The organism is Paraburkholderia sp. BR10936 (assembly GCF_040965735.1).
Lineage (GTDB): Bacteria > Pseudomonadota > Gammaproteobacteria > Burkholderiales > Burkholderiaceae > Paraburkholderia > Paraburkholderia nodosa_A.
Map to the genome: position 1 here is coordinate 14,088 of NZ_JBFRCM010000032.1, position 25,063 is coordinate 39,150.

Annotated in this window: 22 protein-coding genes and 1 pseudogene; 14 read left to right on the forward strand and 9 right to left on the reverse strand. The window is 65.7% G+C overall.

Features of this window, described 5'->3' with window-relative positions; translation table 11 throughout:
* The first annotated feature begins 25 nt into the window (after window positions 1-25).
* The 3 genes from trpC (at window position 26) to AB4Y36_RS37640 (ending at window position 2,585) form a co-directional block, all read left to right on the forward strand.
* A complete protein-coding gene (gene trpC / locus AB4Y36_RS37630) occupies window positions 26-811 on the forward strand; it encodes an indole-3-glycerol phosphate synthase TrpC (RefSeq protein WP_368685626.1) in 786 nt (261 codons plus the stop codon).
* Between the two features lie 12 nt (window positions 812-823).
* On the forward strand, window positions 824-1,450 hold the full coding sequence (locus tag AB4Y36_RS37635; RefSeq protein WP_368685627.1) for a CYTH domain-containing protein: 627 nt from the start codon (window positions 824-826) through the stop codon (window positions 1,448-1,450).
* Window positions 1,451-1,625: 175 nt separating this feature from the next.
* On the forward strand, window positions 1,626-2,585 hold the full coding sequence (locus tag AB4Y36_RS37640) for a uracil-DNA glycosylase (protein WP_368606808.1): 960 nt from the start codon (window positions 1,626-1,628) through the stop codon (window positions 2,583-2,585).
* Between the two features lie 115 nt (window positions 2,586-2,700).
* Here AB4Y36_RS37640 and AB4Y36_RS37645 read toward each other — a convergent pair whose 3' ends face one another.
* The 4 genes from AB4Y36_RS37645 to AB4Y36_RS37660 all read right to left on the reverse strand — a co-directional run bounded on the left by AB4Y36_RS37645 (window position 2,701) and on the right by AB4Y36_RS37660 (window position 7,489).
* Window positions 2,701-3,297: an FMN-dependent NADH-azoreductase gene (locus AB4Y36_RS37645; protein WP_069269174.1), complete on the reverse strand. Its 597-nt coding sequence runs from the start codon at window positions 3,295-3,297 to the stop codon at window positions 2,701-2,703.
* Between the two features lie 197 nt (window positions 3,298-3,494).
* Entirely contained in the window at window positions 3,495-5,285 is a 1,791-nt protein-coding gene (locus tag AB4Y36_RS37650) for a M61 family metallopeptidase (protein WP_368685628.1), read from the reverse strand.
* Window positions 5,286-5,420: 135 nt separating this feature from the next.
* Complete coding sequence (locus AB4Y36_RS37655; protein WP_069269176.1) at window positions 5,421-6,152, reverse strand: DsbC family protein; 732 nt, start codon at window positions 6,150-6,152, stop codon at window positions 5,421-5,423.
* Window positions 6,153-6,316: 164 nt separating this feature from the next.
* Complete coding sequence (locus tag AB4Y36_RS37660) at window positions 6,317-7,489, reverse strand: UbiH/UbiF family hydroxylase (protein WP_069269189.1); 1,173 nt, start codon at window positions 7,487-7,489, stop codon at window positions 6,317-6,319.
* Between the two features lie 281 nt (window positions 7,490-7,770).
* Here AB4Y36_RS37660 and ychF point away from each other — a divergent pair, with 281 nt between their 5' ends.
* The 3 genes from ychF (at window position 7,771) to AB4Y36_RS37675 (ending at window position 11,876) form a co-directional block, all read left to right on the forward strand.
* A complete protein-coding gene (gene ychF / locus AB4Y36_RS37665; protein ID WP_368685629.1) occupies window positions 7,771-8,865 on the forward strand; it encodes a redox-regulated ATPase YchF in 1,095 nt (364 codons plus the stop codon).
* 38 nt (window positions 8,866-8,903) lie between these two features.
* Window positions 8,904-10,568, forward strand: coding sequence for an energy-dependent translational throttle protein EttA (gene ettA / locus AB4Y36_RS37670; RefSeq protein WP_133190145.1), 1,665 nt, complete (start codon window positions 8,904-8,906; stop codon window positions 10,566-10,568).
* A gap of 153 nt (window positions 10,569-10,721) precedes the next feature.
* A complete protein-coding gene (locus AB4Y36_RS37675; protein ID WP_368661858.1) occupies window positions 10,722-11,876 on the forward strand; it encodes a DUF748 domain-containing protein in 1,155 nt (384 codons plus the stop codon).
* 37 nt (window positions 11,877-11,913) lie between these two features.
* Here AB4Y36_RS37675 and AB4Y36_RS37680 read toward each other — a convergent pair whose 3' ends face one another.
* The 3 genes from AB4Y36_RS37680 to AB4Y36_RS37690 form a co-directional block, all read right to left on the reverse strand.
* Complete coding sequence (locus AB4Y36_RS37680; RefSeq protein ID WP_368685630.1) at window positions 11,914-12,537, reverse strand: HAD family hydrolase; 624 nt, start codon at window positions 12,535-12,537, stop codon at window positions 11,914-11,916.
* A 65-nt stretch (window positions 12,538-12,602) separates the two neighbouring features.
* A complete protein-coding gene (locus AB4Y36_RS37685) occupies window positions 12,603-14,417 on the reverse strand; it encodes an aminopeptidase P family protein (RefSeq protein ID WP_368685631.1) in 1,815 nt (604 codons plus the stop codon).
* 79 nt (window positions 14,418-14,496) lie between these two features.
* A complete protein-coding gene (locus AB4Y36_RS37690; RefSeq protein WP_069269182.1) occupies window positions 14,497-14,754 on the reverse strand; it encodes a hypothetical protein in 258 nt (85 codons plus the stop codon).
* Between the two features lie 195 nt (window positions 14,755-14,949).
* Here AB4Y36_RS37690 and AB4Y36_RS37695 point away from each other — a divergent pair, with 195 nt between their 5' ends.
* The 7 genes and pseudogenes from AB4Y36_RS37695 to AB4Y36_RS37725 all read left to right on the forward strand — a co-directional run bounded on the left by AB4Y36_RS37695 (window position 14,950) and on the right by AB4Y36_RS37725 (window position 21,289).
* On the forward strand, window positions 14,950-15,654 hold the full coding sequence (locus tag AB4Y36_RS37695) for a response regulator transcription factor (protein WP_368685632.1): 705 nt from the start codon (window positions 14,950-14,952) through the stop codon (window positions 15,652-15,654).
* A 69-nt stretch (window positions 15,655-15,723) separates the two neighbouring features.
* A pseudogene (gene hemA / locus AB4Y36_RS37700) lies at window positions 15,724-16,989 on the forward strand (glutamyl-tRNA reductase); the annotation flags it as partial.
* Window positions 16,990-17,217: 228 nt separating this feature from the next.
* Window positions 17,218-18,300: a peptide chain release factor 1 gene (prfA, locus tag AB4Y36_RS37705; protein ID WP_069269184.1), complete on the forward strand. Its 1,083-nt coding sequence runs from the start codon at window positions 17,218-17,220 to the stop codon at window positions 18,298-18,300.
* A gap of 13 nt (window positions 18,301-18,313) precedes the next feature.
* Window positions 18,314-19,156 (forward strand): peptide chain release factor N(5)-glutamine methyltransferase, encoded by an 843-nt coding sequence (prmC, locus tag AB4Y36_RS37710; protein ID WP_368606802.1) that lies wholly within the window; start codon window positions 18,314-18,316, stop codon window positions 19,154-19,156.
* A gap of 111 nt (window positions 19,157-19,267) precedes the next feature.
* Window positions 19,268-19,579, forward strand: coding sequence for a Grx4 family monothiol glutaredoxin (grxD, locus tag AB4Y36_RS37715; protein WP_028214777.1), 312 nt, complete (start codon window positions 19,268-19,270; stop codon window positions 19,577-19,579).
* 138 nt (window positions 19,580-19,717) lie between these two features.
* Window positions 19,718-20,341: a UbiX family flavin prenyltransferase gene (locus tag AB4Y36_RS37720; protein ID WP_368606801.1), complete on the forward strand. Its 624-nt coding sequence runs from the start codon at window positions 19,718-19,720 to the stop codon at window positions 20,339-20,341.
* Between the two features lie 150 nt (window positions 20,342-20,491).
* Window positions 20,492-21,289, forward strand: a complete 798-nt coding sequence (locus AB4Y36_RS37725) for a class III extradiol ring-cleavage dioxygenase (RefSeq protein WP_342949865.1) — start codon at window positions 20,492-20,494, stop codon at window positions 21,287-21,289.
* 107 nt (window positions 21,290-21,396) lie between these two features.
* Here AB4Y36_RS37725 and AB4Y36_RS37730 read toward each other — a convergent pair whose 3' ends face one another.
* Window positions 21,397-22,992: an APC family permease gene (locus AB4Y36_RS37730; RefSeq protein WP_342949864.1), complete on the reverse strand. Its 1,596-nt coding sequence runs from the start codon at window positions 22,990-22,992 to the stop codon at window positions 21,397-21,399.
* Between the two features lie 433 nt (window positions 22,993-23,425).
* On the opposite strand from AB4Y36_RS37730, the gene AB4Y36_RS37735 reads away from it, so the two are divergent.
* The gene (locus AB4Y36_RS37735) at window positions 23,426-23,629 is read left to right on the forward strand and encodes a cold-shock protein (RefSeq protein WP_027797379.1); all 204 of its coding nucleotides are present in this window, start codon (window positions 23,426-23,428) and stop codon (window positions 23,627-23,629) included.
* Window positions 23,630-23,786: 157 nt separating this feature from the next.
* Here the strand turns inward: AB4Y36_RS37735 and AB4Y36_RS37740 are convergent, their stop codons facing one another.
* On the reverse strand, window positions 23,787-25,046 hold the full coding sequence (locus AB4Y36_RS37740; protein WP_069268277.1) for an Hsp70 family protein: 1,260 nt from the start codon (window positions 25,044-25,046) through the stop codon (window positions 23,787-23,789).
* Window positions 25,047-25,063: the final 17 nt, after the last annotated feature.

Below are 25,063 nucleotides of genomic sequence, written 5' to 3' on the forward strand. Positions count from 1 at the left end.
GCACCGTTTTTTGCCTCCGAATATCATGAGTGACATCCTCGAAAAGATCATCTCGGTCAAGCGCGAGGAAGTGCGCGCCGCCGAGCAGAGCGCCCCGCTCGAAGAATTGCGTCTGCAGGCAAGCACGCGCGACCTGCGCGATTTCGTCGGCGCATTGCGTGCGAAGCATCACAACGGCCAGGCCGCCGTGATCGCCGAAGTGAAGAAGGCAAGTCCGTCGAAGGGCGTGCTGCGCGAAAACTTCCAGCCCGCCGAAATCGCGCGCTCGTACGCCGAGGGCGGCGCGGCCTGCCTCTCCGTGCTGACCGACGTACAGTTCTTCCAGGGCAGCGCCGCATACCTCGAAGCCGCGCGCGCCGCGTGCAACCTGCCGGTGCTGCGCAAGGACTTCATCGTCGATCCGTATCAGGTCGTCGAAGCCCGCGCGATGGGCGCCGACGCGATCCTGCTGATCGCCGCCGCGCTCCAGCCGGGTGAAATGCGCGATCTCGAAGCGCTTGCGCATTCGCTCGGTCTCGCGGTGCTCGTCGAAGTGCACGACCGCGCAGAACTCACGCACGCGCTCACGCTGAAGACACCGCTCATCGGCATCAACAATCGCAATCTGCGCACGTTCGAAACCACGCTGGATACGACCATCGGCATGCTCGACGACGTGCCTGAAGACCGCATCGTCGTGACCGAGTCGGGCATTCTCTCGCGTGCGGACGTCGAGAAAATGCGTGCACTATCCGTGCACACGTTCCTCGTGGGCGAGGCGTTCATGCGCGCCGAACAGCCGGGCGCGGAACTCGCTCGCATGTTCTTCTGATCGCGCAACGCCATGGGTATCGAACGCGAAATCAAGCTCGCGCTGCCGCGCGACCAGGTGGACGCGGCGCGGCGTCTCTTCGAGACGCGCGCCGGCAAGCCGGGTCGCGCCATCCGGCTCGAAAACATCTACTTCGACACGCCGGCGCTTGCGCTCGCGCGCGCAAAGAGCGCGCTGCGCCTGCGCCGCGCGCCCGAGGGCTGGCTGCAGACGTTCAAGACCGTGGGTGTGGCGCAAAACGGGCTGCACGCGCGGCACGAGTGGGAAATGCCGGTGGCGGGCGAAGCGCTCGAAATCGACCGGTTGCTGCACGAGTGCGATGAAGCCGGCGTTTCGACGGCGCTCTCGGATGCCGCCGCGAACCTGATCCCGCTCTTTCGCACCGACTTCACGCGCACGCTGTGGACGCTCGAAGTCGACGGCGCGCAGGTGGAAGCGGCCATCGATCAGGGCGAAGTCACCGCGGAAGTGAACGGCGAAACGCGGCACAAGCCGATTTGCGAAATCGAACTCGAACTGAAATCGGGCGACGAAGCGGCATTGCACACGCTCGCGGCAGAACTTGCGCAAGCGTTGCCAGGCCTCGCGCCGGACGACATCAGCAAAGCCCAGCGCGGATACAAGCTGCGCGAAGGCTGAGAACGGTGCGGCGCGGCTTCGGCGCGCCGCGCAACGCGCTCAATCACCTGTAGATAGCGGATAGCGCCGAAACAGTGCTGTTAGTTGCAACATCATCGCCGATGCCGCAAGAGGGCACCCGGCCGCGCTGGCGCCGGATTGAATCGCCGCGCAATTGCTGCGACACTTGCCGCCCATGACCTCCACGAAACGCCCGCGCGTCGCGATGCCGGTGCAAGCTTCGCTGTTCGACGACTTTCTGGCCGACGCAGCACAAGCCACGCTCGACGAGCCGCCGCTGCCCGAAATCGACCCGCGCCAGATCACGATCTTCTCGCTGTTCGGCGCCGACGAATTCCCGGCGCCCGAACGCACGCACGCCGTTATGCCCGCCCCCGCCATGCCCCACGACCCCACCGCGCCGCAGGCCGCCATCGACACCACGCGCCTCGAAGACCAGTTCGACGCGCTGCCCGCCGCCTGGCGCGAGCTGCTTGCGCCGTTCATCACGAGCGACGCCTACGCGCCGTTGTGCCGCTTCGTCGATGACGAGCGCGCCGCCGGCAAGACCGTCTATCCCGCCGACGTGTTCCGCGCGCTGCGCCTCACCTCGCCCGACGACGTGAAGGTCGTGATCCTCGGCCAGGACCCGTATCACGGCGACGATCGCGGCACGCCGCAGGCGCACGGCCTGGCGTTCTCGGTGCCGCCTTCGGTGCGCCCGCCGCCTTCGCTGCGCAACATCTTCAAGGAAATCGCGGCGAGCCTCGGCATTCAGGCGCCGACGCACGGCTGTCTCGACGCCTGGGCGCGCCAGGGCGTGCTGCTGCTCAACACGGTGCTCACCGTCGAGCGCGCGAGCGCCGCGAGCCATGCGAAGCGCGGCTGGGAGCGCTGCACCGACACGCTGATCCAGCAACTCGCCGCGCGCCACGAAAACCTCGTGTTCATGCTGTGGGGCGCGCACGCGCAGAACAAGCGCGCGTTGCTCTCGGGTGCGCATTGCGTGCTCGAAGCGCCGCATCCGTCGCCGCTTTCCGCGCATCGCGGCTTTCTCGGCTGCGGGCATTTCGCGCAGGCCAACGAGTATCTGCAGGCGCACGGCCGCCAGCCGATCGACTGGCGTTTGCCGGAGGAAGGCCTCGTGCTCGCCTGAGCCGCTTGAGCCGCTTGGGCCTCGCAACGCGACGACGCGCAATGAAAAACGCCACGAGATCGTTCTCGTGGCGTTTTTGCTTTTACAGCCGTCAAACAGGCAACAAGCGCGAACGTTACGCTGCAGCGATCGCCTCACGCGCGCCTGCGAGCGCGGCGCTTGCTGCGTCCGGGCCCATGTTCAGGCCTTCGGCGAAGATGAAGTTCACGTCGGTCATGCCGAGGAAGCCGAGGAACGACTTCAGGTACGGCGTCTGGCTGTCGTGCGCGGTGCCTTGATACTTGCCGCCGCGTGCCGAAACGACATGGACCTTCTTGCCGTTCACGAGGCCTTCGGGACCGTTCGCGGTGTAGCGGAACGTGATGCCGGCACGCGCGATCCAGTCGAAGTACGTCTTGAGCTGCGACGAGACGCCGAAGTTATACATCGGCGCACCGATCACGATGATGTCCGCTGCCTGCAGTTCCGCGATCAGCGCTTCGCTGCGTGCGGCGATGGCCTGCTGCTCCGGCGTACGCTGCTCGGCCGGCGTGAAGAACGCGCCGAGCACGGCGTCGTCGAGGTGCGGCAGCGGATCGGCTTGCAGGTTGCGCGTAACGACTTGCGCGCCCGGATTCGATTGTTGCAGCCTGGCCGTCAATTCGTTGACGAGCAGCGTCGACTGGGCGCCTTGCGAGCGGGCGGCGGAATTGATTTGCAGGATCGTGGTCATGGTGGCTCCTTCGGGTCTCAGTTGCGCAACGTTGCGCGAGTGAAGGCATTGTGTTTTTTTACCGCGCTCCGAAAAAGTAGTCCGCCGATGACGGATTGTTGCAACGATAGAACAATCGCGGGCATGAAAAAACGGCGTGGGATCCGTTACCCACGCCGCTTATGGCGCCGCGTGCCGCCGCGCCCTGTCCCAGCGGCTTACGCCGTCAGCCAGCGCTCGCGCAATGCGCGCGCGGGCGCACGCTTGTCCGAGGCGGCGAGCTTGTAGCGCGCGACCTCGGGCGCATCGAGGGTCAGACGCGCCACGCGAAGCTCGTCGCGGCGGAACGCGTGGATGTCGACCTTCGTGCCCGGCTGGTAGCGCGAGAGCAGCGCGTCGAGATTCGAACCCGTCACACGCAGGCCGTCGAGCGCTACGAGCGCGTCGCCAGCCGAAAGCCCCGCCTTCTGGGCCGCGCCGCCTTCGTAGACGACGGCAAGCGTCGCTTCGGCGCCGCCACGCAGCCGCGCGCCGAGCGACGGTTTCGCGCCGCGTTCGGGCTCCCCTTCGAGCGTCACGCCGAACGGTTCGAACAGCGCCGCGAGCGGCAGGTCGCGCGTGCCGCGCACGGCGTCGCCAAAGAGCGCGCCCAGTTCCACGCCGGTCGCCTCGGCGATCAGCGCCTCGACATCGTCCTCGCCCACGCCCACCGGCTTGCCGCGATAGAAGTCGCGCCCATAGCGCTGCCACAAGAGGCGCATGACGTCGTCGAGCGATTTGCGGCCGTTCGTCTGCGCGCGAATCGCGAGATCGAACGACAGCGCCACGAGCGAACCCTTGGTGTAGTAGCTCACGATCGCGTTCGATGCGTTCTCGTCCTGGCGGTAGTACTTCACCCACGCGTCGAACGAGCTTTCCGCGACGCTCTGCTTCAGTCGCCCCGCCCCGCGCAGCACGCCGGCGATCGTCTTGCCGAGCAGGCCGAAGTATTCGTCTGCGGAAATGAGGCCGCTACGCACGAGCATGAGGTCGTCGTAGTACGACGTGAAGCCCTCGAACAGCCACAGCAGCGACGTGTAGTCCTCGCGCGTGAGGTCGTACGGCACGAACGCCGCAGGCTTGATGCGCTTCACGTTCCACGTGTGGAAATATTCATGGCTGCACAGGCCGAGGTAGGTGCGATAGCCGTCCGACGTCTCGGGCTTGCCCTTCACCGGCAGGTCGGTGCGATTGCAGATGAGCGCCGTCGAGGCGCGATGCTCGAGGCCGCCGTAACCGTCGCTCACGGCCTGCGTCATGAACACGTAGCGCTCCATCGGCGCGCGCTTCGTGCGCGGCTCGAACAGCGCGATCTGCGCCTCGCAGATCTTCTTGAGGTCGGCGGCGAGACGCTCGATGTCGAGCGCGACCACGCGGCCCGCGATCACGATGTCGTGCGGCACGCCGTGCGCCTTGAAGCTCGCGAGCGTGAACTCGCCGAGCGTGACCGGATGATCGATCAGCTCGTCGTAATTCGTGGCCGTGTACTCGCCGAAGCCGTAACGCTTGGTGCCGCGCGCTTCCGTGAGCGCCGTGCCCACGCGCCAGTGGCGGTAGGCGTGCCCGTCCGGACGCTGAATATCGACCGCGTGCTGCGCCTCCTCATGGCCGAGCGCCGCGAGAAACACGCTCGTGCCGTTGAAGAAGCCCACCGTGTCGTCGAGATGCGCCGCGCGCACGGACAGGTCCCAGGCGTAGACCTCGTAGCGCAGCGTGAGCGCGCCCTTCACGGGCGCGGCCTGCCACGAATGCTTGTCGGTCTTCGTCACGCGCACCTTGCGGCCCGCGTCGTTGAAGGCGCGCAGCGTGACGATGTTGCGCGCGAACTCCCGCACCATGTAGCTGCCCGGAATCCACACGGGCAGCATGAAGCATTGGCCGTCCGGCGCGGGGTCTTCCACGGTGAGCGTCACCTCGAACAGATGCGCGGCGGGATTCTTCGGGACGATGGTGTATCGGATCGGCTTCATCGGCGGGATCGGTGAGAGATTCGGTCAGCAGACGCTGCAGTGCAAATTCAGTATGCCCGGCAGACAAAAACGGACAAAAAGCGCCGGGCAAAAAAGTACCGGCCGCGAAAGCGGCCGGCGGGTTCAGGCGAGGCGTCAGTGCGCGCCGTTCAGACCGCGCTCGAGCCGGTCGGCGCTGACGGCGCCCGGCAGGCGCGTGCCGTCCGCGAGGATCACGGTGGGCGTGCCGGTCACGTTCATCTTCTGGCCGAGCGCGAGATTGCTGTCGATGGCGGCCGTGTCGCACGTGCCGGCTGCCGTGGGCGCCTTGCGGTCGACCATCCACGATTCCCACGCCTTGCCACGGTCGGCCGAGCACCAGATCTGCTTGGCCTTCGCCGTCGAATCCGGCGAGAGCACCGGATACAGGAAGGTGTAGACCGTCACGTTGTCGACGGACCTGAGCGTGCTTTCGAGCTGATGGCAGTACGGGCAGTTCGGGTCGGAGAACACGGCCATCTTGCGCTTGCCGTCGCCCTTCACGACCTTGACCGCGTTCTCGAGCGGCAGCTTCGAGAAATCGACCTTGTTGATTTCGTTCAGGCGCGCCTCGGTGAGATTGCGGTGCGCCTTGGTGTCGATGAGTTCACCGGTGAGCACGTAATCGCCGCTGGCGTCGCTATAGACGATCTGCGTGCCGAGGTTGATCTCGTAAAGGCCCGGCATGGGCGCCTTGGTGATGCCCTTGATGTCGCTGGCGTCGATGCCGAGACGCGTCTGCAGCGCCGACTTGATCTTGTCGGTGGTCTGGTCGGCCTGGGCCGAGCAGCCGAGCGCCGAGGTGGCTACCGCGATCACGAGCGCGGCAAATCGAATACGCGTTTGCATGGGATGCATTCCTGATTCAGGCGCGCCGCGCAGGGGCGACGCGCGCAGAGTTCCGTTGAACGGCCGGGGCGGCATGTGCTGCGGGCGCGGCCAATATGTCCATTCTAAGCCGCACTGGCCTCGAGCAACCGAAATGCCTGCTTGCGCAGGCGAGCCCGTCGATACTAGCCGAGCGCCGAGGCCACGAGCCAGCGCTTGAGCAACGGCTGCGCCCCCACGAATGCCATGCCCGTATTGCGCACCGCGCGCGCGAGCGTGCCCGGGAACGAGAAAAGCCGCTGCAGGCCGTCGGTGGCCACGACGAGCTTCTGGATGTCCTCACGGCGGCCGCGTTCGTAGCGGCGCAGCAGCACGATGTCGCCGAGATCGCGGAATGCCTCTTTCTTCGTGACCACGTCGACGAGCGCGGCGACGTCGCGCAAACCGAGGTTCACGCCCTGGCCCGCCAGCGGGTGAATCAGATGCGCGGCGTCGCCGACCAGGGCGACGCGCGGCGCCACGAGCCGGTCGACGGTTTGCAGAGACAGCGGAAAACCGCGCGCGGGCGTGACGCATTCGAGCGCGCCCAGCTGGCTTTGCGAGACGCGCTCGACTTCGGCGGCAAGCTGCGCCGGTTCGAGCTTGAGGAGTTCTTCGGCATGTTCGGTCTGCGCCGACCAGACGAGCGATACGTGCCGATCGGGCAGCGGCAGCAAGGCGACGATCTCGCCCTCGCGGAACCACTGGTACGCCGTTTCGCCGTGTGGCTTTTCCGCGCGGAAGTTGGCGACCACGCCGGTTTGCCGGTAATCGCGCCGCTCGACCGTCGAGCCGATCTGCGCGCGCACCCACGAATGCGCGCCGTCAGCGCCGATCGCGAGGTCGGCTTCGATCGTGCGGCCATTGGCGAGGCCGATCACGGCCGCGTCGGGTTTCACGTCGAGCGTCTGCGCACGCGTGTCGATCCACGCGAGATTGGGCTGGAAGTGCAGCGCGGCGTCGAGCGCACGCTCGACGATCGACGACTCGGCAATCCAGGCCAGCTGCGCAACCGAGGCCTGATATGCCGAGAAGTGCAACTCCGCCGCGGCGTCGCCGAACACGCGCATGTCGTAGACGGGCGTGAGGCGCGCGGCGTCGGCGGCCTGCCAGACCCGCAGCCGCTCGAACAGCGCCTGCGAGCTGCGCGAAAAGGCGTACACGCGCGCGTCGAACACGGCTCCCGCAGGCAGCGGCGCGCACGGCTGCGCGAGCAGCGCCACGCGCAGGCCGCTCTGGGTCAGCGCGAGCGCCGCCGACTTGCCGACGAGGCCGCCGCCGATCACGGCGACATCAAAGGTCTGGTTGCTTGCAGTCATGCGCGCATTATAGCCGCGGGCGCTTGTGTGGCCGGGCGGGACGGGCGCGGTGTTGCGGCGCGGCAAGACGTTGCGGGAAGACGGCCCGCCAGCGCGGCGACACCCGCGGCTAACCCTCACCCGGACGAGGTTACAATTACGGTTTTCGTGACTCCCCGTCACGTCCCCCGACGTGCCACCTGCGCCGCCCCGCCCGCCGCTTCCGCTTTCGCGAGACGCCCGGCCCCGGGCCTTCGCGCGCGGCGAGCCGCACGTCACCACCCTGACATGCAGAGATTTACATGAGCCTCCAATGCGGCATCGTCGGCTTGCCTAACGTCGGCAAGTCCACCCTCTTCAACGCGCTGACCAAGGCGGGCATCGCGGCCGAGAACTACCCGTTCTGCACGATCGAGCCCAACGTCGGCGTGGTAGAAGTGCCGGATCAGCGCCTGAAGGCGCTCGCCGAAATCGTCAAGCCCGAGCGCGTCGTGCCGGCCGTGGTCGAATTCGTCGACATCGCGGGTCTGGTCGCGGGCGCGAGCAAGGGCGAAGGCCTCGGCAACCAGTTCCTCGCGAACATCCGCGAAACCGATGCGATCACGCACGTCGTGCGCTGCTTCGAAGATGAAAACGTGATCCACGTGGCGGGCAAGATCGATCCGCTCGCCGACATCGAAGTCATCAACACCGAACTGGCGCTCGCCGACCTCGCCACCGTCGAGAAGGCGCTCACGCGCTACTCGAAGGCCGCGAAATCGGGCAACGACAAGGAAGCCGCGAAGCTCGTGGCCGTGCTCGAAAAGGTGCGCGCGCAACTCGATCAGGCAAAGCCCGTGCGCGGGCTCGCACTGAGCGACGACGAGCAGGCGCTGATCAAGCCCTTCTGCCTCATCACCGCGAAGAAGACCATGTACGTCGCGAACGTGAAAGAAGACGGGTTCGAGAACAACCCGCATCTGGACGCCGTGCGCAAGTACGCCGAAGGCGAGAATTCGCCGGTCGTGGCCGTGTGCGCCGCGATCGAAGCGGAAATCGCCGACCTCGAAGACGAAGACAAGATCGCGTTCCTCGCCGATATGGGCATGGAAGAGCCGGGCCTCGACCGCGTGATCCGCGCGGGCTTCAGGCTGCTCGGCCTGCAGACCTACTTCACGGCGGGCGTGAAGGAAGTGCGCGCGTGGACGATCCATGTCGGCGATACGGCCCCGCAAGCCGCGGGCGTGATCCACACCGACTTCGAGCGCGGCTTCATCCGCGCGCAGACCATCGCGTTCGACGACTACGTCCAGTACAAGGGCGAAACCGGCGCGAAGGAAGCCGGCAAGATGCGCGCCGAAGGCAAGGAATATGTCGTGCACGACGGCGACGTAATGAACTTCCTGTTCAACGTATAAGCGACACCTTTTTCTACCCGTTTCCAAAAGACACTCTCATGGCCCAATACGTCTTCACCATGAACCGGGTCGGCAAGATCGTGCCGCCCAAGCGCCAGATCCTGAAGGACATCTCGCTGTCGTTCTTCCCCGGCGCCAAGATCGGTCTGCTCGGCCTGAACGGCTCGGGCAAGTCCACGCTCATCAAGATCATGGCCGGCGTCGACAAGGACATCGAAGGCGAAGCCACGCCGATGCCCAACCTGAACATCGGCTACCTGCCGCAGGAACCGCAGCTCGATCCGGAAAAGACCGTGCGCGAAGCGGTCGAGGAAGGTCTGGGCGACGTGTTCAACGCGCAGAAGAAGCTCGACGAGATCTATGCCGCCTACGCCGAACCGGACGCCGACTTCGACGCGCTGGCCGCCGAGCAGGCGAAGTACGAAGCGATCCTCGCGACGACCGACGGCAGCGCGGAACAGCAGATCGAAATCGCCGCCGACGCGCTGCGCCTGCCGGCCTGGGACGCGAAGATCGGCAACCTCTCGGGCGGTGAAAAGCGCCGCGTCGCGCTGTGCAAGCTGCTGCTCGAAAAGCCCGACATGCTGCTGCTCGACGAGCCGACCAACCACCTCGACGCCGAATCGGTCGAGTGGCTCGAACAGTTCCTCACGCGCTTCCCGGGCACCGTGGTCGCCGTGACCCACGACCGCTACTTCCTCGACAACGCCGCCGAGTGGATTCTCGAACTCGACCGCGGCCACGGCATTCCCTGGAAGGGCAACTACTCCAGCTGGCTCGACCAGAAGGAAGAGCGCCTGAAGCAGGAAGAAGCGTCGGAATCGGCGCGCCAGAAGGCGATCAAGAAGGAGCTGGAGTGGGTGCGCCAGAACCCGAAGGGCCGCCAGGCGAAGTCGAAGGCGCGTATCGCGCGTTTCGAGGAACTGTCGAGCTCGGAATACCAGAAGCGCAACGAAACGCAGGAAATCTTCATTCCGGCGGGCGAGCGTCTGGGCAACGAAGTCATCGAGTTCAAGAACGTCAGCAAGTCTTATGGCGACCGTCTGCTCATCGACAACCTGAGCTTCAAGATTCCCGCGGGCGCGATCGTCGGCATCATCGGGCCGAACGGCGCCGGTAAATCGACGCTGTTCCGCATGCTCACGGGCAAGGAGCAGCCGGATTCGGGCGAAATCGTGCAAGGCCCGACCGTCAAGCTCGCCTACGTCGATCAGAGCCGCGACGCGCTGGCCGCCAACAAGACCGTGTTCGAGGAAATCTCGGGCGGCGCGGACGTGCTCACGGTGGGCAAGTACGAAACGCCGTCGCGCGCGTACATCGGCCGCTTCAACTTCAAGGGCGGCGATCAGCAGAAGATCGTCGGCAACCTCTCGGGGGGTGAGCGCGGCCGTCTGCACCTGGCCAAGACGCTGATCTCGGGCGGCAACGTCCTGCTGCTCGACGAACCGTCGAACGATCTGGACGTCGAAACGCTGCGCGCGCTCGAAGACGCCCTGCTCGAATTCGCGGGCTCGGTGATGGTGATTTCGCACGATCGCTGGTTCCTCGACCGTATCGCCACGCACATCCTCGCGTTCGAAGGCGACTCGCAGGTCACGTTCTTCGACGGCAACTACCAGGAGTACGAGGCCGACAAGATCAAGCGCCTCGGTGAAGAAGCCGCACGTCCGAAGCGTCTGCGCTACAAGCCGATCAGCCGCTAGGCAGGCGCGATCGATAGCAAACAACGGCGGCCCGCGGGCCGCCGTTGTCGTTCTGGCAGGTTCAAGCACACACGGCATGGCGGTTGCTCGAAAGCCGCTACGCTTAGGCTCACTTGGGGCTTGATCAAGCCCAGCTCCCGCGAGGAATTCCGTATGGCGACGCCGCTGCGCAACCGTGTTGTCCTTATCGTGGCGATCGTCGTCGCGCTGCTCGTGCTCGCGGCGCTGGGCACGCTCTACGCGCTGCAGCGCGAGGCAAAGGCGTACGTGGAGCGCGCGCTCGCGCCCGTCGGCACGGCCGCGAGCGTGAACGTGGCGTTCAATCTCTCATCCGTCGAGCTCACCGACGTGCGCCTGAAGCCGCCCCCGAACTGGCCGACTGCCGACACGCTGCGCGCCGCCCGCATCACCATCACGCCCGACTTGCGCGCGCTGATCTCGCACCGCGTGCATATTCGCGACGTCACGGTGAGCGATTTCACGATGACGGTGCTGCGCCGGGAAAGCGGTTCGATCCTGATCCTGCCGAATCTGCGCGAAGCGATGGCGCAAAGCGCCGCGCCCTCGAACGGCGCGCAGGGCGAAAGCAGCCTGCCGCAGCAAAAGGTCATCGACCATATCGGCTTCGAGAACGGCACATTCGACTTCTACGACCGTTCGGTGAGCAATCCGCCGTGGCGCGTCACCGTGAACCGCGCGCAGGCGAGCGTCGACAATGTCCAGTTGCCGGCGCTTACGGAGCCCACCCGCGTTTCGGTCGTGGGCAATGTCGTCGGCCCGGCGCACACAGGACGCGTCACTTTCGACGGCTGGATGCAAATCGCGAACAAGGACTCGCAACTCCGCACGACGCTGCGTGGCGTGGATGTGCGCACGATCGATCCCTACCTGCTCAAAAAGGCCGGCGCGAAGGCCAATGTGACGGGCGGTACACTCGACCTCGATCTCAACTCGACCGTGCGCGGCTATCACCTGCACGCGCCGGGCATCGTCACGCTGCACAACCTGCAACTCTCGGATAGCGGCGACGCGGTGGACACCTTCCTGTCGATCCCGACGCGCGCCGCCGTGGCCGCATTGAAGGCGCACAAGGGTGAAATCACGCTGCATTTCGTGCTCGACGGCAACCTGCGCGACCCTAAATTCAAGCTGAACGAAAACCTGATGACGGAGTTGCGCGCAGGGTTTGCGCAAGCGCTCGGGGTGAGCGCGGAAGGGGTGGCGAAGGGCGCCGGGCAAACCGCAAAGGGTATCGCTGACGCGCTGCGCAGTCTGCTGCAGCCGGTGCCGGCGCCCGCTTCGAAATAGCGCGGGACGCCGGCTTTAGCCTGCCTGGATGAGCTGCTTAGACCGGCAAGCCGAGTTCGCGCAGCTTCGCGTCGGTGGTGGCGTTGCTCGTATGGTGCACGCCGTGCCAGCCGAGCGCCGTGGCTGCCTGGGCGTTGTGCGCGTTGTCGTCGATGAAAACGAGTTCCTCGGGCTTCACGCCCGGCAACTGTGCCTCGATGCGGCGGAACATCTCGTGGAAGATCGCCGGATCGGGCTTCACGAGCTTCACGTGGCCCGATACGACGATATCGCGGCAGCGCCGCAGGATGCCAAAGCGCTCCCACGCCCACGGAAACGTCTCGGCCGACCAGTTCGTGAGACCGAAGATCGGCATGCCCGCGGCCTCGAGGCGCTCGAACGTCGCGACGCCGCCGGCGAGCAAGCCGCCGATCATCTCGTGCCAGCGCTCGTAGAACGCGCGAATGAGCGCTTCATGCTCGGGAAACGCCGCGACCAGTTCCTCCGTGCCCACGGCAATGGGCTCGCCGCCGTCCTGGCGGACCACCCAGTCCATCTTGCAGACGTGCGTGAGAAACCACCGGCGCTCGTCGTCGTTGGGAATCAGCTTGCGATAGAGATACTCGGGACTCCAGTCCACGAGCACCCCGCCGAAATCGAACACCACGGCCTTGATCGTCATGCGCTTCTCGCTCCACTTGATCGTTATCCGATCGCTATCTGATCGTTGTCGGGATGCCAGGGAAATCAGATCGGCTGCGTGCGCTTTTCGAGCCACGCGAGCGCATCGCCGCTCACGTGCGGCGCCACGCGCACGCGCACCGTCTGGTGGTACGCATTGAGCCACTCGCGCTCGTCCGCACGCAGGAGCGCGAGATCGATGCATCGCGTGTCGATCGGGCAGAGCGTAAGCGTCTCGAAGCTCAGGAACTCGCCGAACCCGGTAGTTTCGGCGCGCTGGTTGAGCACGAGATTCTCGATACGCACGCCCCATTTGCCCGGCCGGTAGATGCCCGGCTCGACCGAGGTGATCATGCCTTCTTCCATGGCGGTCCAGGGCTCGGCCGGCGCGTAGTGCGAAATGACCTGCGGACCTTCGTGCACGTTCAGGAAGTAGCCCACGCCGTGACCCGTGCCGTGGCCGTAGTCCGCGCCCGCTTCCCAGATCGGCGCGCGCGCAATCGCGTCGAGCATCGGCGAGCGAATGCCGCGCGGGAATTTCGCGCGCGAGAGCGCCATCATGCCCTTGAGCACGAGCGTGAAATCGCGCTTTTGCTCCGCACTCGGCGAGCCCACGGGCACGACGCGCGTGATGTCGGTGGTGCCGTCGAGGTACTGGCCCCCCGAGTCGATGAGCAGCAGGCCATCGCCTTCGATCACGCTGTGCGACTCGGGCGTGGCGCGATAGTGCGGCATCGCGCCGTTCGCGTTGAAGCCCGCGATGGTCGCGAACGACAGCGACTTGAAGCCCGCACGGCGCGCACGCGCGGCGGAAAGCTTTTCGTCGATGGTCAGCTCGGTGATTCGCTCGTGGCCAAGCGCCGCCTCGAACCACGCGAAGAACTCGGCAAGCGCCGCACCGTCGTGCTCCATGGTCGTGCGCACGTGGTCGGCTTCGGCGGCGGTCTTGCGCGACTTGAAGAACGTGCTCGGATTGACCGATTCCACGAGCTTCACCGCCGACGACACCGCCTGCAGCAAGCCATACGTCACGCGGCGCGGATCGACGAGCAGCGCAGCCTTCGCGGGCAGCGCCGCGAGCGCGGCGGCGGCCTCGGCATACGGCGCGACGCGCACCTTGTCTTTCGCGAGCGACTGCACGAGCGCCTCGCTCACCTTGCCGTCGGCGACGAAGAGCGTCGCGTCGTCCGGCCCGATCAGCGCGTGCGCGACGAACACCGGGTTGTAATTCACGTCCGCGCCGCGCAGGTTGAAGAGCCAGGCGAGGTCGTCGAGCGTCGAGATGAAGTGCCAATGCGCGCCCTTCTCCTGCATCGCGCGGCGCACCTGATCGAGCTTGCCGGCGCGGCTCGTGTCGGCGTGCGGCGCGACGTGCTCGTACACGGGCTCGAGCGGCAGCGACGGGCGGCCTTGCCAGACATCGTCGAGCAGATCGAGGTCCGTGCGCAGCGCGACGTCACGCGCGTTGAGTGCCTCGGCCAGCGCGCGCGCCGAGGCGACCCCGAGCACCGCGCCATCGACGGCGACCGCGCCGCCCGCACTCACGTTCTGCGCGAGCCAGTCGATGTGGGGCGCGCTCTGCTGGCCGCCCATCATCTTCATGAGCTCGATGCCGGTGCCGGCCAGTTGCTGCTCGGCCTGCACCCAGTAGCGGCTGTCCACCCAGACGCCCGCGAAGTCCTTCGTCACCACGAGCGTGCCCACCGAGCCGGTGAAGCCCGACAGCCACTCGCGCCCCTGCCAGCGGCGCGGCAGGTATTCGGACAGATGGGGATCGGCGGAGGGCACGAGGGCGGCATCGACGCCCGCGCGCGTCATCGCGGCGCGCAGGGCGGCAATGCGTTCGGGAATCGAGGAGGTTTCGGGGAGTCGGGCGTTCATGTTTTCACCTGCGAAGAATTCGAAGCGGAAGATGGGGATCCAGCCAAAGGCGGCGCGTTTGAGGACCGGCTGCGCGCGACTAGCTGCGCCGGGCGCGCAATGCTACGCACACGCCCACGAAAACGAGCGCGAGCGCCGTGCAAAGCGGCCACTGGAGCAATTCGCCATCGTAGAAAAGGCCGGTCGCACTGCCCGCCGCGTTCGCGAGCGCCGCGCCGAGCGCGCCGGCCACAGCCGCCAGCGCGAGTCCGTGACGTGCGGCGCGGCGCAAGGGATGGAGCCACCACCCCGCACAGCCCACCGCCAGACCAAGAATAACGATACCGGGCCAGCCCATTAAGGACTTGTCCTATAGGTTTTCGGATAAGTCCGATAGGACCGCCGAAGCACGAGAGCTAGCATTTATAGCCTGATTAGACTCTATTGAAACTGGAAAACGGTCGGCTCGGCGCGTCCCGCGTAGCGGTTGAGTGTAGGGGGCGGGATTGCGCAAGGCAAGCGCGTCCGGGCCGCCCTAGCCGCACTCTCTCGTATGCGAATCGCCCTCGTCGAACCGGACACCCGTCAGGCCGAAACCCTCATCCGCCTGCTCATTGCGGGCGGGCACGCGTGCCACCACTTCCCGCTTGGCGCACAACTCTTCGAAACTCTCGAACAGGAAACCTTCGATCTGCTGATCACAGCATGGTGGTGCGGCGACGCCGGCGCAGACGACCTCATCCCCCAGGCGCGCAAGCTGCTGCCGGGTTTGCCCGCGATCGCGCTGATGCTCGCGCCGCATGAAAGCGAAATCGTCGCGAGTTTGCAGGCCGGCGCGGATGACTGCATCGCCAAGCCGGTGCGCGGCCCTGAAATGCTCGCGCGCATCGACGCGCTCCTGCGCCGTGCCGGCGTGCGCCGGCCGCGCAACCGCGTCCGCCACGGCTTTGGCGACTATCTTTTCGATTCCGGGCGCTACGAGGTGTCGTTTCGGGGTCACACCGTCACGCTCACGCCCAAGGAATACCGTTTCGCGCTGCTGCTCTTCACCAATGCATCGCGCCCCGTTTCGCGGGCGCGCATTCTCGAAACCGTCTGGAATCTGAACCGCGACGTTCGGTCGCGCACGCTCGACACGCACGCCTCCCGACTGCGCAGCAAATTGCAGCTCGGGCCCGAGCACGGCTGGCGTTTGACCACTTTGTACGGCTATGGCTACCAGCTCGAAAGGCTCCCCCTATCACCTACCGGAGTGTAGGACTCTGTCGGCGCGAATGTCGGAAGCGAGGAAAAGTTATAATATCCGCCTAAATCTCGCCCCCATGGTATGCAGCTTCTAACGATCGGAATCAATCACCACACCGCGCCCGTCGCCTTGCGCGAACGCGTGGCGTTTCCGCTCGAACAGATCAAGCCCGCACTCGCCCTGTTCAAGGAAGCGTGGTCCGGGAAGCGTTCGCTGAGCGCGCCGGAAGCCGCCATTCTCTCCACCTGCAACCGCACCGAGCTCTACTGCGCGACCGACGCGCACGGCTCGCGCGACCAGGCCGTGAGCTGGCTCTCCCGGTACCATGGCATCCGCGAAGAGGAACTTGCGCCGCACGTCTATACGCTGCCGCAGTCCGAAGCGGTACGTCATGCATTCCGGGTGGCTTCGGGGCTCGATTCGATGGTGCTGGGCGAGACGCAGATCGTCGGCCAGATGAAGACCGCGGTACGCACCGCGACCGAGGCCGGCGCGCTCGGCACCTATTTGAACCAGTTGTTCCAGCGCACCTTCGCCGTGGCGAAGGAAGTGCGCAGCACGACCGAAATCGGCGCGCAGTCGGTGTCGATGGCCGCCGCCGCCGTACGCCTCGCGCAGCGCATCTTCGACAAGATCGCCAACCAGCGCGTGCTCTTCATCGGCGCGGGCGAGATGATCGAGCTGTGCGCCGCGCACTTCGCCGCGCAGCAGCCGCGCGAACTCGTGATCGCAAACCGTACCGCCGAGCGCGGGCGCTATGTTGCGGAGCGCTTCGGCGGCCGTTCCATTCCGCTCTCCGATCTGCCAGCACGCATGCACGAGTTCGACATCATCGTCTCGTGCACGGCGTCCACGCTGCCCATCATCGGACTCGGCGCAGTGGAGCGCGCGGTGAAGGCGCGCCGTCACCGCCCCATTTTCATGGTCGACCTCGCGGTGCCCCGCGACATCGAGCCCGAAGTCGCCCAGCTCGAAGACGTCTTCCTCTATACCGTCGACGATCTTGGCACGATCGTGCGCGAAGGCAATGCCTCGCGCCAGGCCGCCGTCGCGCAGGCCGAGACCATCATCGAGTCGCGCGTGGCGAACTTCATGCAGTGGCTCGACTCGCGCAGCATCGTGCCGGTCATCCGCCACATGCACACCCAGGCCGACGCGCTGCGTCGCGCCGAGCTCGAACGCGCCCGCAAGATGCTTGCGCGCGGCGACGATCCGTCGGCCGTGCTCGAAGCGCTGTCGCAGGCGCTCACCAACAAGCTGATCCACGGTCCGACGCACGCGCTCAACACGTCGAGCGGCGATCAGCGCGATTCGCTCATCGAGCTGATGGGCGGCTTTTACCGCCACGGCCAGCCGGCCCGGACAGACGACGTCCCGCAGCCCGCGGCGGAGGTCGGCGCCTCGCCGCGCTCCGCCGGCTCTTCTGATTCGTCCAATTCGTCCGATTCCTCCGGTAGTTCGGACCGTTAGCGACGTTCGCGGTCGGGCGCGCGCCATGCGTGCCCTGCACGACCGGGCCGCGCGCCCGCCTCTTCTCTCTCGCAGTCCTATCCGGAGCCCGCTCCGCACCGCCCGATGAAAACGAGCATGCAATCGAAGCTCGACCAGCTGACTACGCGCCTGGCCGAGCTGAACGACCTGTTGAGCCGTCCCGACGTGACCTCGAACCGCGATCAGTACCGCAAGCTCACACGCGAGCACTCGGAACTGGGGCCCGTGGTCGAACACTACGGACAGTGGCGTCAGGCCAAAGACGACGAGGCCGCGGCGAAGGATCTGCTCTCCGACGCCTCGATGCGCGACTTCGCCGAAGAAGAGGTGAAAGCGTCGCGCGAGCGCATGGCGCAACTCCAGCACGAATTGCAGATGATGCTGCTGCCGAAGGACCCCAACGACGACCGCAACGTGTTCCTCGAAATCCGCGCGGGCACGGGCGGCGACGAGTCGGCCCTGTTCGCGGGCGACCTGCTGCGCATGTACCTGCGCTACGCGGAGCGCAACCGCTGGCAGATCGAGATGATGTCGGCGAGCGAGTCGGATCTGGGCGGCTACAAGGAAGTGATCGTGCGCATTGCGGGCGAGGCGGCGTACTCGAAGCTCAAGTTCGAGTCGGGCGGCCACCGCGTGCAACGCGTGCCCGCCACCGAAACGCAGGGCCGCATCCACACGTCGGCCTGTACGGTCGCGGTGATGCCGGAAGCCGACGAAATCGGCGAAGTCGAGATCAATCCCGCCGACCTGCGCATCGACACCTTCCGTGCCTCGGGCGCGGGCGGCCAGCACATCAACAAGACCGATTCGGCCGTGCGCGTGACGCACCTTCCGACTGGCATCGTCGTGGAGTGCCAGGACGACCGCTCGCAGCACAAGAACAAGGACCGCGCGCTCAAGGTCCTCGCGGCGCGCATCAAGGACAAGCAGTACCAGGAGCAGCACGCCAAGGAAGCGGCGACGCGCAAGAGCCTCGTAGGCTCGGGCGACCGCTCGGAGCGCATCCGCACCTACAACTTCCCGCAGGGGCGGCTCACCGATCACCGCATCAATCTCACGCTCTATCGCCTCGAAGCGATCATGGACGGCGACCTCGACGAACTGATCGGCGCGCTCGTCTCCGAGCATCAGGCAGAGCAGCTCGCGTCGCTCGGCGACGCGGATTGAGCGCGCAAGAGACATGAGCGAAGCCGTTACCGCCGAGGCGTTGCTGCGCGCCACGCCGCTGCCCGCGCTAGAAGCGCGCATTCTGCTGATGCACGTACTCGGCTGGCGCCGCACGGAACTCATCACGCGCGGCGATCAGGCGCTCGACGCGGCCCGCGTGGACGCGTACAGCGCGCTAGAAGCGCGCCGCGTACAAGGCGAGCCGATCGCGCAGCTCGTGGGGGCGCGCGAGTTCTACGGCCTCGACTTCGACGTGACGCCCGACGTGCTGATTCCGCGCCCCGATACCGAGCTGCTCGTGGAAACGGCGCTCGCGGCGCTCGAAGGCATTGCTCTGCCGCGCGTGCTCGACCTCGGCACCGGCAGCGGCGCGATTGCCGTGGCGCTCGCCTCGTCACGCCCCGATGCGCGTGTCTGGGCCGTCGATCGTTCGGCGGCCGCGCTCGAGGTGGCGGCGCGCAACGCCGCGAAGCTACTCGACGCCCAGCGTCCCGGCGGCCCGCTCGCGTTCGTGCCGGGCAGCTGGTACGACACGCTCGATGCGGCACTGCGATTCGACGCGATCGTGAGCAATCCACCGTATATCGCGAGCGGCGATCCCCATCTGGAACGAGGCGACCTGCGCTTCGAGCCGCGCGGCGCGCTCACCGACGAAGCCGACGGCCTCACCGCCCTGCGCGCGATCGTCGCGGGCGCACCTGCCCGGCTCGCGCCGGGCGGCGTGCTCTGGATGGAGCACGGCTACGACCAGGCGGCCGCCGTTCGGGCGTTGCTGGAAGACGCCGGTTTCAAGGACGTGCGCTCCGAGCGCGATCTGGCCGGCATCGAGCGCATCAGCGGGGGCCGTCTACCGTAGCCGCCCGACCAGGCACGCTCCCGGCAACGCCGGGCTTGCACGGGCGAAATCCGCTATCATTTCATCCTGCATTCCAACGTATTCAGCATCAATTCAATCGCAAGGTCAGTCATGGACACCCAACAACGCATCAAGCAGATCGTCGACGAAAACGCCGTCGTCCTCTTCATGAAGGGCAACGCGCAGTTCCCGATGTGCGGCTTCTCCGGTCGCGCGGTGCAGATCCTGAAAGCCTGCGGCGTCGATCAGTTCAAGACCGTCAACGTGCTTGAGGACGACGAAGTCCGCCAGGGCATCAAGGAATTCTCGAACTGGCCGACCATCCCGCAACTCTACGTGAAGGGTGAGTTCATCGGCGGCTCGGACATCATGATGGAGATGTACCAGAACGGCGAGCTGCAGCAGCTTTTCGCCGCGGCGTAAGCGCCAGCCACGGGGCGGCATCGGGCGCACGACGTTGCGCCTGTTCCGTCCCGAGCGCTCGGTGTGCAACGCCGGCGCTTTTTCACGAGGCGCCTTCGCCTCGACCCCGCCTCGCCTTCGCTCCGACTCCCGCCTGACGTGAATACCGCCGCCCCTGCCTCGTCCGCTATCGCACAACTGCCGCAACGCCGGCTGATCGTCGCGATCACGGGGGCCACGGGCGCGATCTACGGCGTGCGCACGCTCGACATGCTGCGACGGCTCGGCGGCGTCGAAACGCATCTGCTCGTTTCGGCGGCAGGCTGGCTCAACATCCAGCACGAACTGCAACTCAGCAAGGACGATCTGCACGCACGCGCCGATGTCGTGCATTCCGTGCGCGACGTCGGCGCGACCATCGCCTCGGGCTCGTTCGCGACCGACGGCATGATCGTCGCGCCCTGCTCGATGAAGACGCTCGCGAGCGTCGCCCACGGTCTCTCAGACAACCTGATCGCGCGCGCCGCCGACGTCACGCTGAAGGAACGCCGCCGTCTCGTGCTGCTCGTGCGCGAAACGCCGTTCAACCTCGCGCATCTGCGCAACATGACGGCCGTGACCGAAATGGGCGGCGTGATCTTCCCGCCGTTGCCGGCCTTCTACAACCAGCCGGCTTCGATCGACGAGATGATCGATCACACGGTCGCGCGCGTGCTCGATCTGTTCGCACTCGGGCCCGCGCTCTCGCCCGCCTGGCCGGGGCTGCGCGGCACCGACGAATAAGTGCCGGGCGTACATTTGCGCAGTGCGCCGATTATCAATACCGGCGACACAATCAATTCCCTTTCCCCCGGTTTAATTCGCGACGGTACGGTCTTATATTGATCGCAATACGATACTTTCGGACCGCCTTGGCGCGGTCAACCCGCGATCATGACCACCCGCACGCCTACCCTTTTCCTCTCGCACGGCGCGCCTACGCTGCCGATCGACCCGTCGCTGCCCTCTGGCGGCTTCACCGTGCTCTCGGAGCATTTGCCGCGTCCGCAGTCGGTGCTCATGCTCTCGGCCCATTGGGGCACGATGCGCCCCGTGGTCAGCACCGCCACGCAGCCTGAGACGATCCACGACTTCTACGGCTTTCCGCGCGCGCTCTACGAGATCCAGTACCCGGCGCCCGGAGCGCCCGAGATGGCGCAGCGCGCAGCGGCGCTGCTGCGCGATCAAGGCGTGCCTGTCGACGAGGAAGCGCACGGCCTCGACCATGGCGCGTGGGTGCCCATGCTGCTGATGTTCCCCGACGCGAACGTGCCCGTCGCCCAGCTTTCGATCCAGCCGCGCGCCGACGCCGCCCATCACTTCTCGCTTGGGCGTGCGCTGCGCTCGCTGCGCGACGAAGGCGTGATGGTGATCGGCTCGGGCCAGATCACCCACAACCTGCGCGAGGCGGACTTCTCGGCGCGGCCGGAAGACGCCGATCCGCGCGTGGCCGAGTTCACGCAATGGTTCGAAAATCACCTCGCCGCGCGCGACATCGACGCGTTGCTCGATTACCGCCAGCGCGCCCCGCACGCGGTGCTCATGCACCCGACCGACGAGCATCTGCTGCCCGTCTTCGCGGCACTTGGCGCCGCCGACGACGACTACACGCTCGGCGTGCAGTCGCTTGGCACCTACCAGCGCGCGCTCGCGATGACGAACTACGTATTCGGCAGCGCCGCCGTGCAATAAGGCCGCCGCGAGCCGCCACGCCGGCTCCGCTTGCGCTCCAAAAGCAAAAAAGCCCGCCTGAATCGCTTCAGGCGGGCTTTTTGTATTGCGCGACGTTTAGATGATGCTTAGTGCGCGCCGATGCCCTCGAGGACTTCGTCGTGCTCCTGGCGTTCCGCGAGGTACGGCGAGCGGTAGCCCGAATTCACGCCCCAGTAATAGAACACGAGCGAGACCAGCGCGACGACCAGCATGTCCCAGCCGTACGGAAGCAGACCGGCGCCGCCGAACTGCTTGCTGCCGACGAGCGAGAGCAGCGCCATGATCGGCAGGTATGCACACAGCCACCATGCGGCCTTCAGATCCTGGCCCCAGCCGTCAAAACCCTGCTTGCTCTGGAAGTAGAAGTACACCGGCAGCGCGACGACCATCAGCAGAATGATTTCGCCGGTCAGCGGCCACTTCGCCCAGTACAGGATCATCGATGCGCACACGAATGCGAACGGCGCGATCACTTTCATGAACGGCACGGAGAGCGGGCGCTCGATGTCCGTGGCGGCGCGCTTGAGCGCCATCAGGCTGATCGGACCCGTGAGGTACGAAATCACCGTCGCCACCGAGATCACCGCCGCGAGCGAACTCCAGCCGCGGAAGAAGAACATGAAGATGAACGACACGAGCAGGTTGAACCACATCGCGTTGCGCGGCACGCCGTAGAACGGGTGCACGTTGCCGAACATCTTCGGCATCGTGTTGTTGCGCTCCATCGCGTAGATCATGCGCGAGGTCGTCGCCATGTAGGTCGTACCGGTGCCGCTCGGGCTCACGAACGCGTCGACGTAGAGCAGGATCGCGAGCCAGTTCAGGTTCAGCGCGATCGCGAGTTCCGCGAACGGCGACTTGAAGTTGAACGTGTTCCAGCCCTTCGCGACGTCGGCCGGATTGACCGCGCCGATATAGGCGACCTGCAGCAGCACGTAGATCACGAGTGCGCAGAGAATCGAGCCGATCACTGCGAACGGCACGCTCTTCGCCGGATTGCGCGCTTCACCCGCGAGGTTGATCGGGCTCTGGAAGCCGTTGAACGCGAACACGATGCCGCTCGTGGCGACTGCCGTGAACACCGCCGACCAGCCGTACGGGGCGAACGAGGTCGTCTGGCCGAAGTTTTCCTGGTGGAAGCTACCCGCCATCAGGCCGATGATCGTCAGACCCGGGATGATGAACTTGAAGATCGTGATCGCGCTGTTGGCACGCGCGAACAGTTTCACGCCCCAATAGTTGAGCATGAAGTAGATGATCACGAGAATCGCGGAGAGCCCGAGCCCTGAATGCGTCAACGACCCGTCGACGAAGAGCGCGTGCGCCCAGGCATAGGGCCAGGTGCTCATGTACTGGATCGAGGCTTCGGCTTCGATCGGGATCACCGAGACAATGGCGATCCAGTTCGCCCACGCGCTGATGAAGCCCACCAGTGCGCCGTGCGAGTAGCGGGCGTAGCGGACCATACCGCCCGACTCCGGGAACATCGCACCGAGTTCGGCGTAGGTGAGCGCGATGGCCAGAATGACCACGGCGCCGATGATCCAGGCGCAAACCGCCGCCGGACCTGCAATTTTCGCCGCCTTCCACGCGCCGAACAGCCAGCCCGAACCGATGATCGACCCGAGGCCGGTGAACATCAGCGCGAACGGGCCGATGTTCCGTTGAATAGAACTTTTCACGTCTTCTCCTGTTTCGAGAGCAGCTCGACACCGCGTTTATCCCGTCTGTTGTGCGGGCGGGTTTGCTGCGGTTGTCGTACCTCCGCACAAAAGATTGCGCCTGTAGGCGCAACTTCTGCGCGGCGCGTAGTTTAACCGGTTGCACCATGGAAGGGCGTCGAAAACGACGGCCTAATACAAAAAAGTCATTTGCTTATCAAGCTTTGTAAGGGTTCGTTTCGACCCTGTGGCAAAAAAATACGAACTTTCCCGGGGACCTAGTTGACCTTCCTGCCATTTAGCCGTATAAAGTTCGGGCAGGATTTCAAGCGGCGAGTGTGAATTGGTCTTTCGTAGTTCGCCCATCAACGGTACTCCGGCTGGTCCCATACCCCTTCCTTGATTTTCGTGCACCTCTCGGGCTTCGGCCTTCATTCATTTTTAGGAAAGTAATATGGAAACCGGTACCGTCAAGTGGTTCAATGACGCTAAGGGCTTTGGCTTTATCACTCCGGACGGCGGCGGCGAAGACCTGTTCGCGCACTTCTCGGAAATCAAGGTTGACGGCTTCAAGACGCTGCAAGAGAACCAAAAGGTTCAATTCGAAGTGCGCACGGGCCCGAAGGGCAAGCAAGCTGCCAACATCAAGCCGGTCTAAGTACTGCGCTCATCGGTCTGCTACGGCTTTAGGATCTGAACGCAACTTCTGCGCAGTTCCTCGCTAGCAAGCTTACCGAAAAACCCCATGCTTCTTCCGGAAGGTGGGGTTTTTTCTTGCCTGGCGCTCTAGCGCGAGGTTTAGGCGCCTGGTGCGTTTAGCCGAAAAGGCGCTGCGCGTGAATGCCGAGACCCGTCGCCACGCTGGCGAGACGATCGCCGAACACGGCCTGTGACTGCGGAAACGCCTCGGCCAGCGCCTGCGTCAGGAACGCGAGGCCGGTCGAGCCGCCCGTGAAGTAAAGCGCACTCACCTGAGCCGGCGCGACCCCCGCTGCCTGCACCGTTTCGCGCGCGGCCTGCACGATACGCCGCGTCTCCTCGCGCCCCGCCTCGACGAGTTGCGTGTCGCCGAACGCAAGACGCAAGTCTGCCTCTACAGCCTCGAGGTCGATCATCGTCTCCCCGCCCGCCGAAACGCCGATCTTCGCCTCCTCCGCGCGCGCCGTGAGCGCGTGACCCAGACGCTCGTCGACCACCCGCATCAGCCGGTCGTGATGGCGCGTATCGGTGTACAGGTGGCGCATGAGCTTCAGCTCGGTCGCGCGCCTCGGTGTGTAGATCGTGTTGATGAGATGCCACGTCGCCAGATCGAAATAGATGCGGTTCGGCACCTCGCGGCCTTCGGGGTCGAGCGACTGGTAGCCCAGTTCGCGCAGGATGGTCGCGAGTTCGACGCGGCGGTCGAAGTCGGTGCCCGCCACGTGCACGCCGTGGTGCGCGAGTACGTCGTCCTTGCGTTCGAGCCGCGTCATGCGATCGGGCCCCACGCGCACGAGCGAGAAGTCCGACGTGCCGCCGCCAATGTCGGCGACGAGCACGAGCCCTTCCTCCGCGAGACGCGACTCGTAGTCGAACGCCGCCGCGATCGGCTCGTACTGGAACTCGATCTCGCGAAAGCCCACCCGGCGCGCCGCGGCTTCGAGCTGGTCCTGGGCGAGCTGATCGGCGCGCGGGTCTTCATCGACGAAGAACACCGGACGGCCCAGCACCGCGCGCGAGATCGGCGTGCCCGAGCAACGTTCGGCGCTGCGTTTCAGGTGCTCCAGAAAGATCGTGATGATCTCGGTATAGGGCATCGCGCTGCCGTCGCCGAGGTCGGTCGTGCTCTCGGCGAGCGGCGAGCCGAGGATGCTTTTCATCGAGCGCATCAGCCGGCCGTCGAAGCCGTCGATATAGGACGCGAGCGCCGCACGGCCGAATTCGCGCGTGTGTTCGTCGACGTTGAAAAACACCGCCGTGGGCAACGTGGTGTGTGCGCCTTCCACCGGCGCGAGGCGCATTGCGCCGTCGGCCGCTGCCGGGAGCGCCACCGCCGAATTGGAGGTTCCGAAGTCAATCGCGCAGAAGCTGGTCATGGCAAGAGCGCGCCGCA

What these genes read in the sequence shown, in the direction of transcription:
- AB4Y36_RS37675 (WP_368661858.1), top strand. Translation starts at nt 10,722, where the DNA reads ATGGCGACGCCGCTGCGCAACCGTGTTGTCCTTATCGTGGCGATCGTC.
- AB4Y36_RS37660 (WP_069269189.1), bottom strand. Translation starts at nt 7,489, where the DNA reads ATGACTGCAAGCAACCAGACCTTTGATGTCGCCGTGATCGGCGGCGGC.
- AB4Y36_RS37740 (WP_069268277.1), bottom strand. Translation starts at nt 25,046, where the DNA reads ATGACCAGCTTCTGCGCGATTGACTTCGGAACCTCCAATTCGGCGGTG.
- prmC (WP_368606802.1), top strand. Translation starts at nt 18,314, where the DNA reads ATGAGCGAAGCCGTTACCGCCGAGGCGTTGCTGCGCGCCACGCCGCTG.
- AB4Y36_RS37650 (WP_368685628.1), bottom strand. Translation starts at nt 5,285, where the DNA reads ATGAAGCCGATCCGATACACCATCGTCCCGAAGAATCCCGCCGCGCAT.
- AB4Y36_RS37655 (WP_069269176.1), bottom strand. Translation starts at nt 6,152, where the DNA reads ATGCAAACGCGTATTCGATTTGCCGCGCTCGTGATCGCGGTAGCCACC.
- AB4Y36_RS37695 (WP_368685632.1), top strand. Translation starts at nt 14,950, where the DNA reads ATGCGAATCGCCCTCGTCGAACCGGACACCCGTCAGGCCGAAACCCTC.
- AB4Y36_RS37680 (WP_368685630.1), bottom strand. Translation starts at nt 12,537, where the DNA reads ATGACGATCAAGGCCGTGGTGTTCGATTTCGGCGGGGTGCTCGTGGAC.
- AB4Y36_RS37735 (WP_027797379.1), top strand. Translation starts at nt 23,426, where the DNA reads ATGGAAACCGGTACCGTCAAGTGGTTCAATGACGCTAAGGGCTTTGGC.
- AB4Y36_RS37645 (WP_069269174.1), bottom strand. Translation starts at nt 3,297, where the DNA reads ATGACCACGATCCTGCAAATCAATTCCGCCGCCCGCTCGCAAGGCGCC.
- trpC (WP_368685626.1), top strand. Translation starts at nt 26, where the DNA reads ATGAGTGACATCCTCGAAAAGATCATCTCGGTCAAGCGCGAGGAAGTG.
- grxD (WP_028214777.1), top strand. Translation starts at nt 19,268, where the DNA reads ATGGACACCCAACAACGCATCAAGCAGATCGTCGACGAAAACGCCGTC.
- AB4Y36_RS37685 (WP_368685631.1), bottom strand. Translation starts at nt 14,417, where the DNA reads ATGAACGCCCGACTCCCCGAAACCTCCTCGATTCCCGAACGCATTGCC.
- ettA (WP_133190145.1), top strand. Translation starts at nt 8,904, where the DNA reads ATGGCCCAATACGTCTTCACCATGAACCGGGTCGGCAAGATCGTGCCG.
- ychF (WP_368685629.1), top strand. Translation starts at nt 7,771, where the DNA reads ATGAGCCTCCAATGCGGCATCGTCGGCTTGCCTAACGTCGGCAAGTCC.
- AB4Y36_RS37690 (WP_069269182.1), bottom strand. Translation starts at nt 14,754, where the DNA reads ATGGGCTGGCCCGGTATCGTTATTCTTGGTCTGGCGGTGGGCTGTGCG.
- AB4Y36_RS37640 (WP_368606808.1), top strand. Translation starts at nt 1,626, where the DNA reads ATGACCTCCACGAAACGCCCGCGCGTCGCGATGCCGGTGCAAGCTTCG.
- AB4Y36_RS37635 (WP_368685627.1), top strand. Translation starts at nt 824, where the DNA reads ATGGGTATCGAACGCGAAATCAAGCTCGCGCTGCCGCGCGACCAGGTG.
- AB4Y36_RS37725 (WP_342949865.1), top strand. Translation starts at nt 20,492, where the DNA reads ATGACCACCCGCACGCCTACCCTTTTCCTCTCGCACGGCGCGCCTACG.
- prfA (WP_069269184.1), top strand. Translation starts at nt 17,218, where the DNA reads ATGAAAACGAGCATGCAATCGAAGCTCGACCAGCTGACTACGCGCCTG.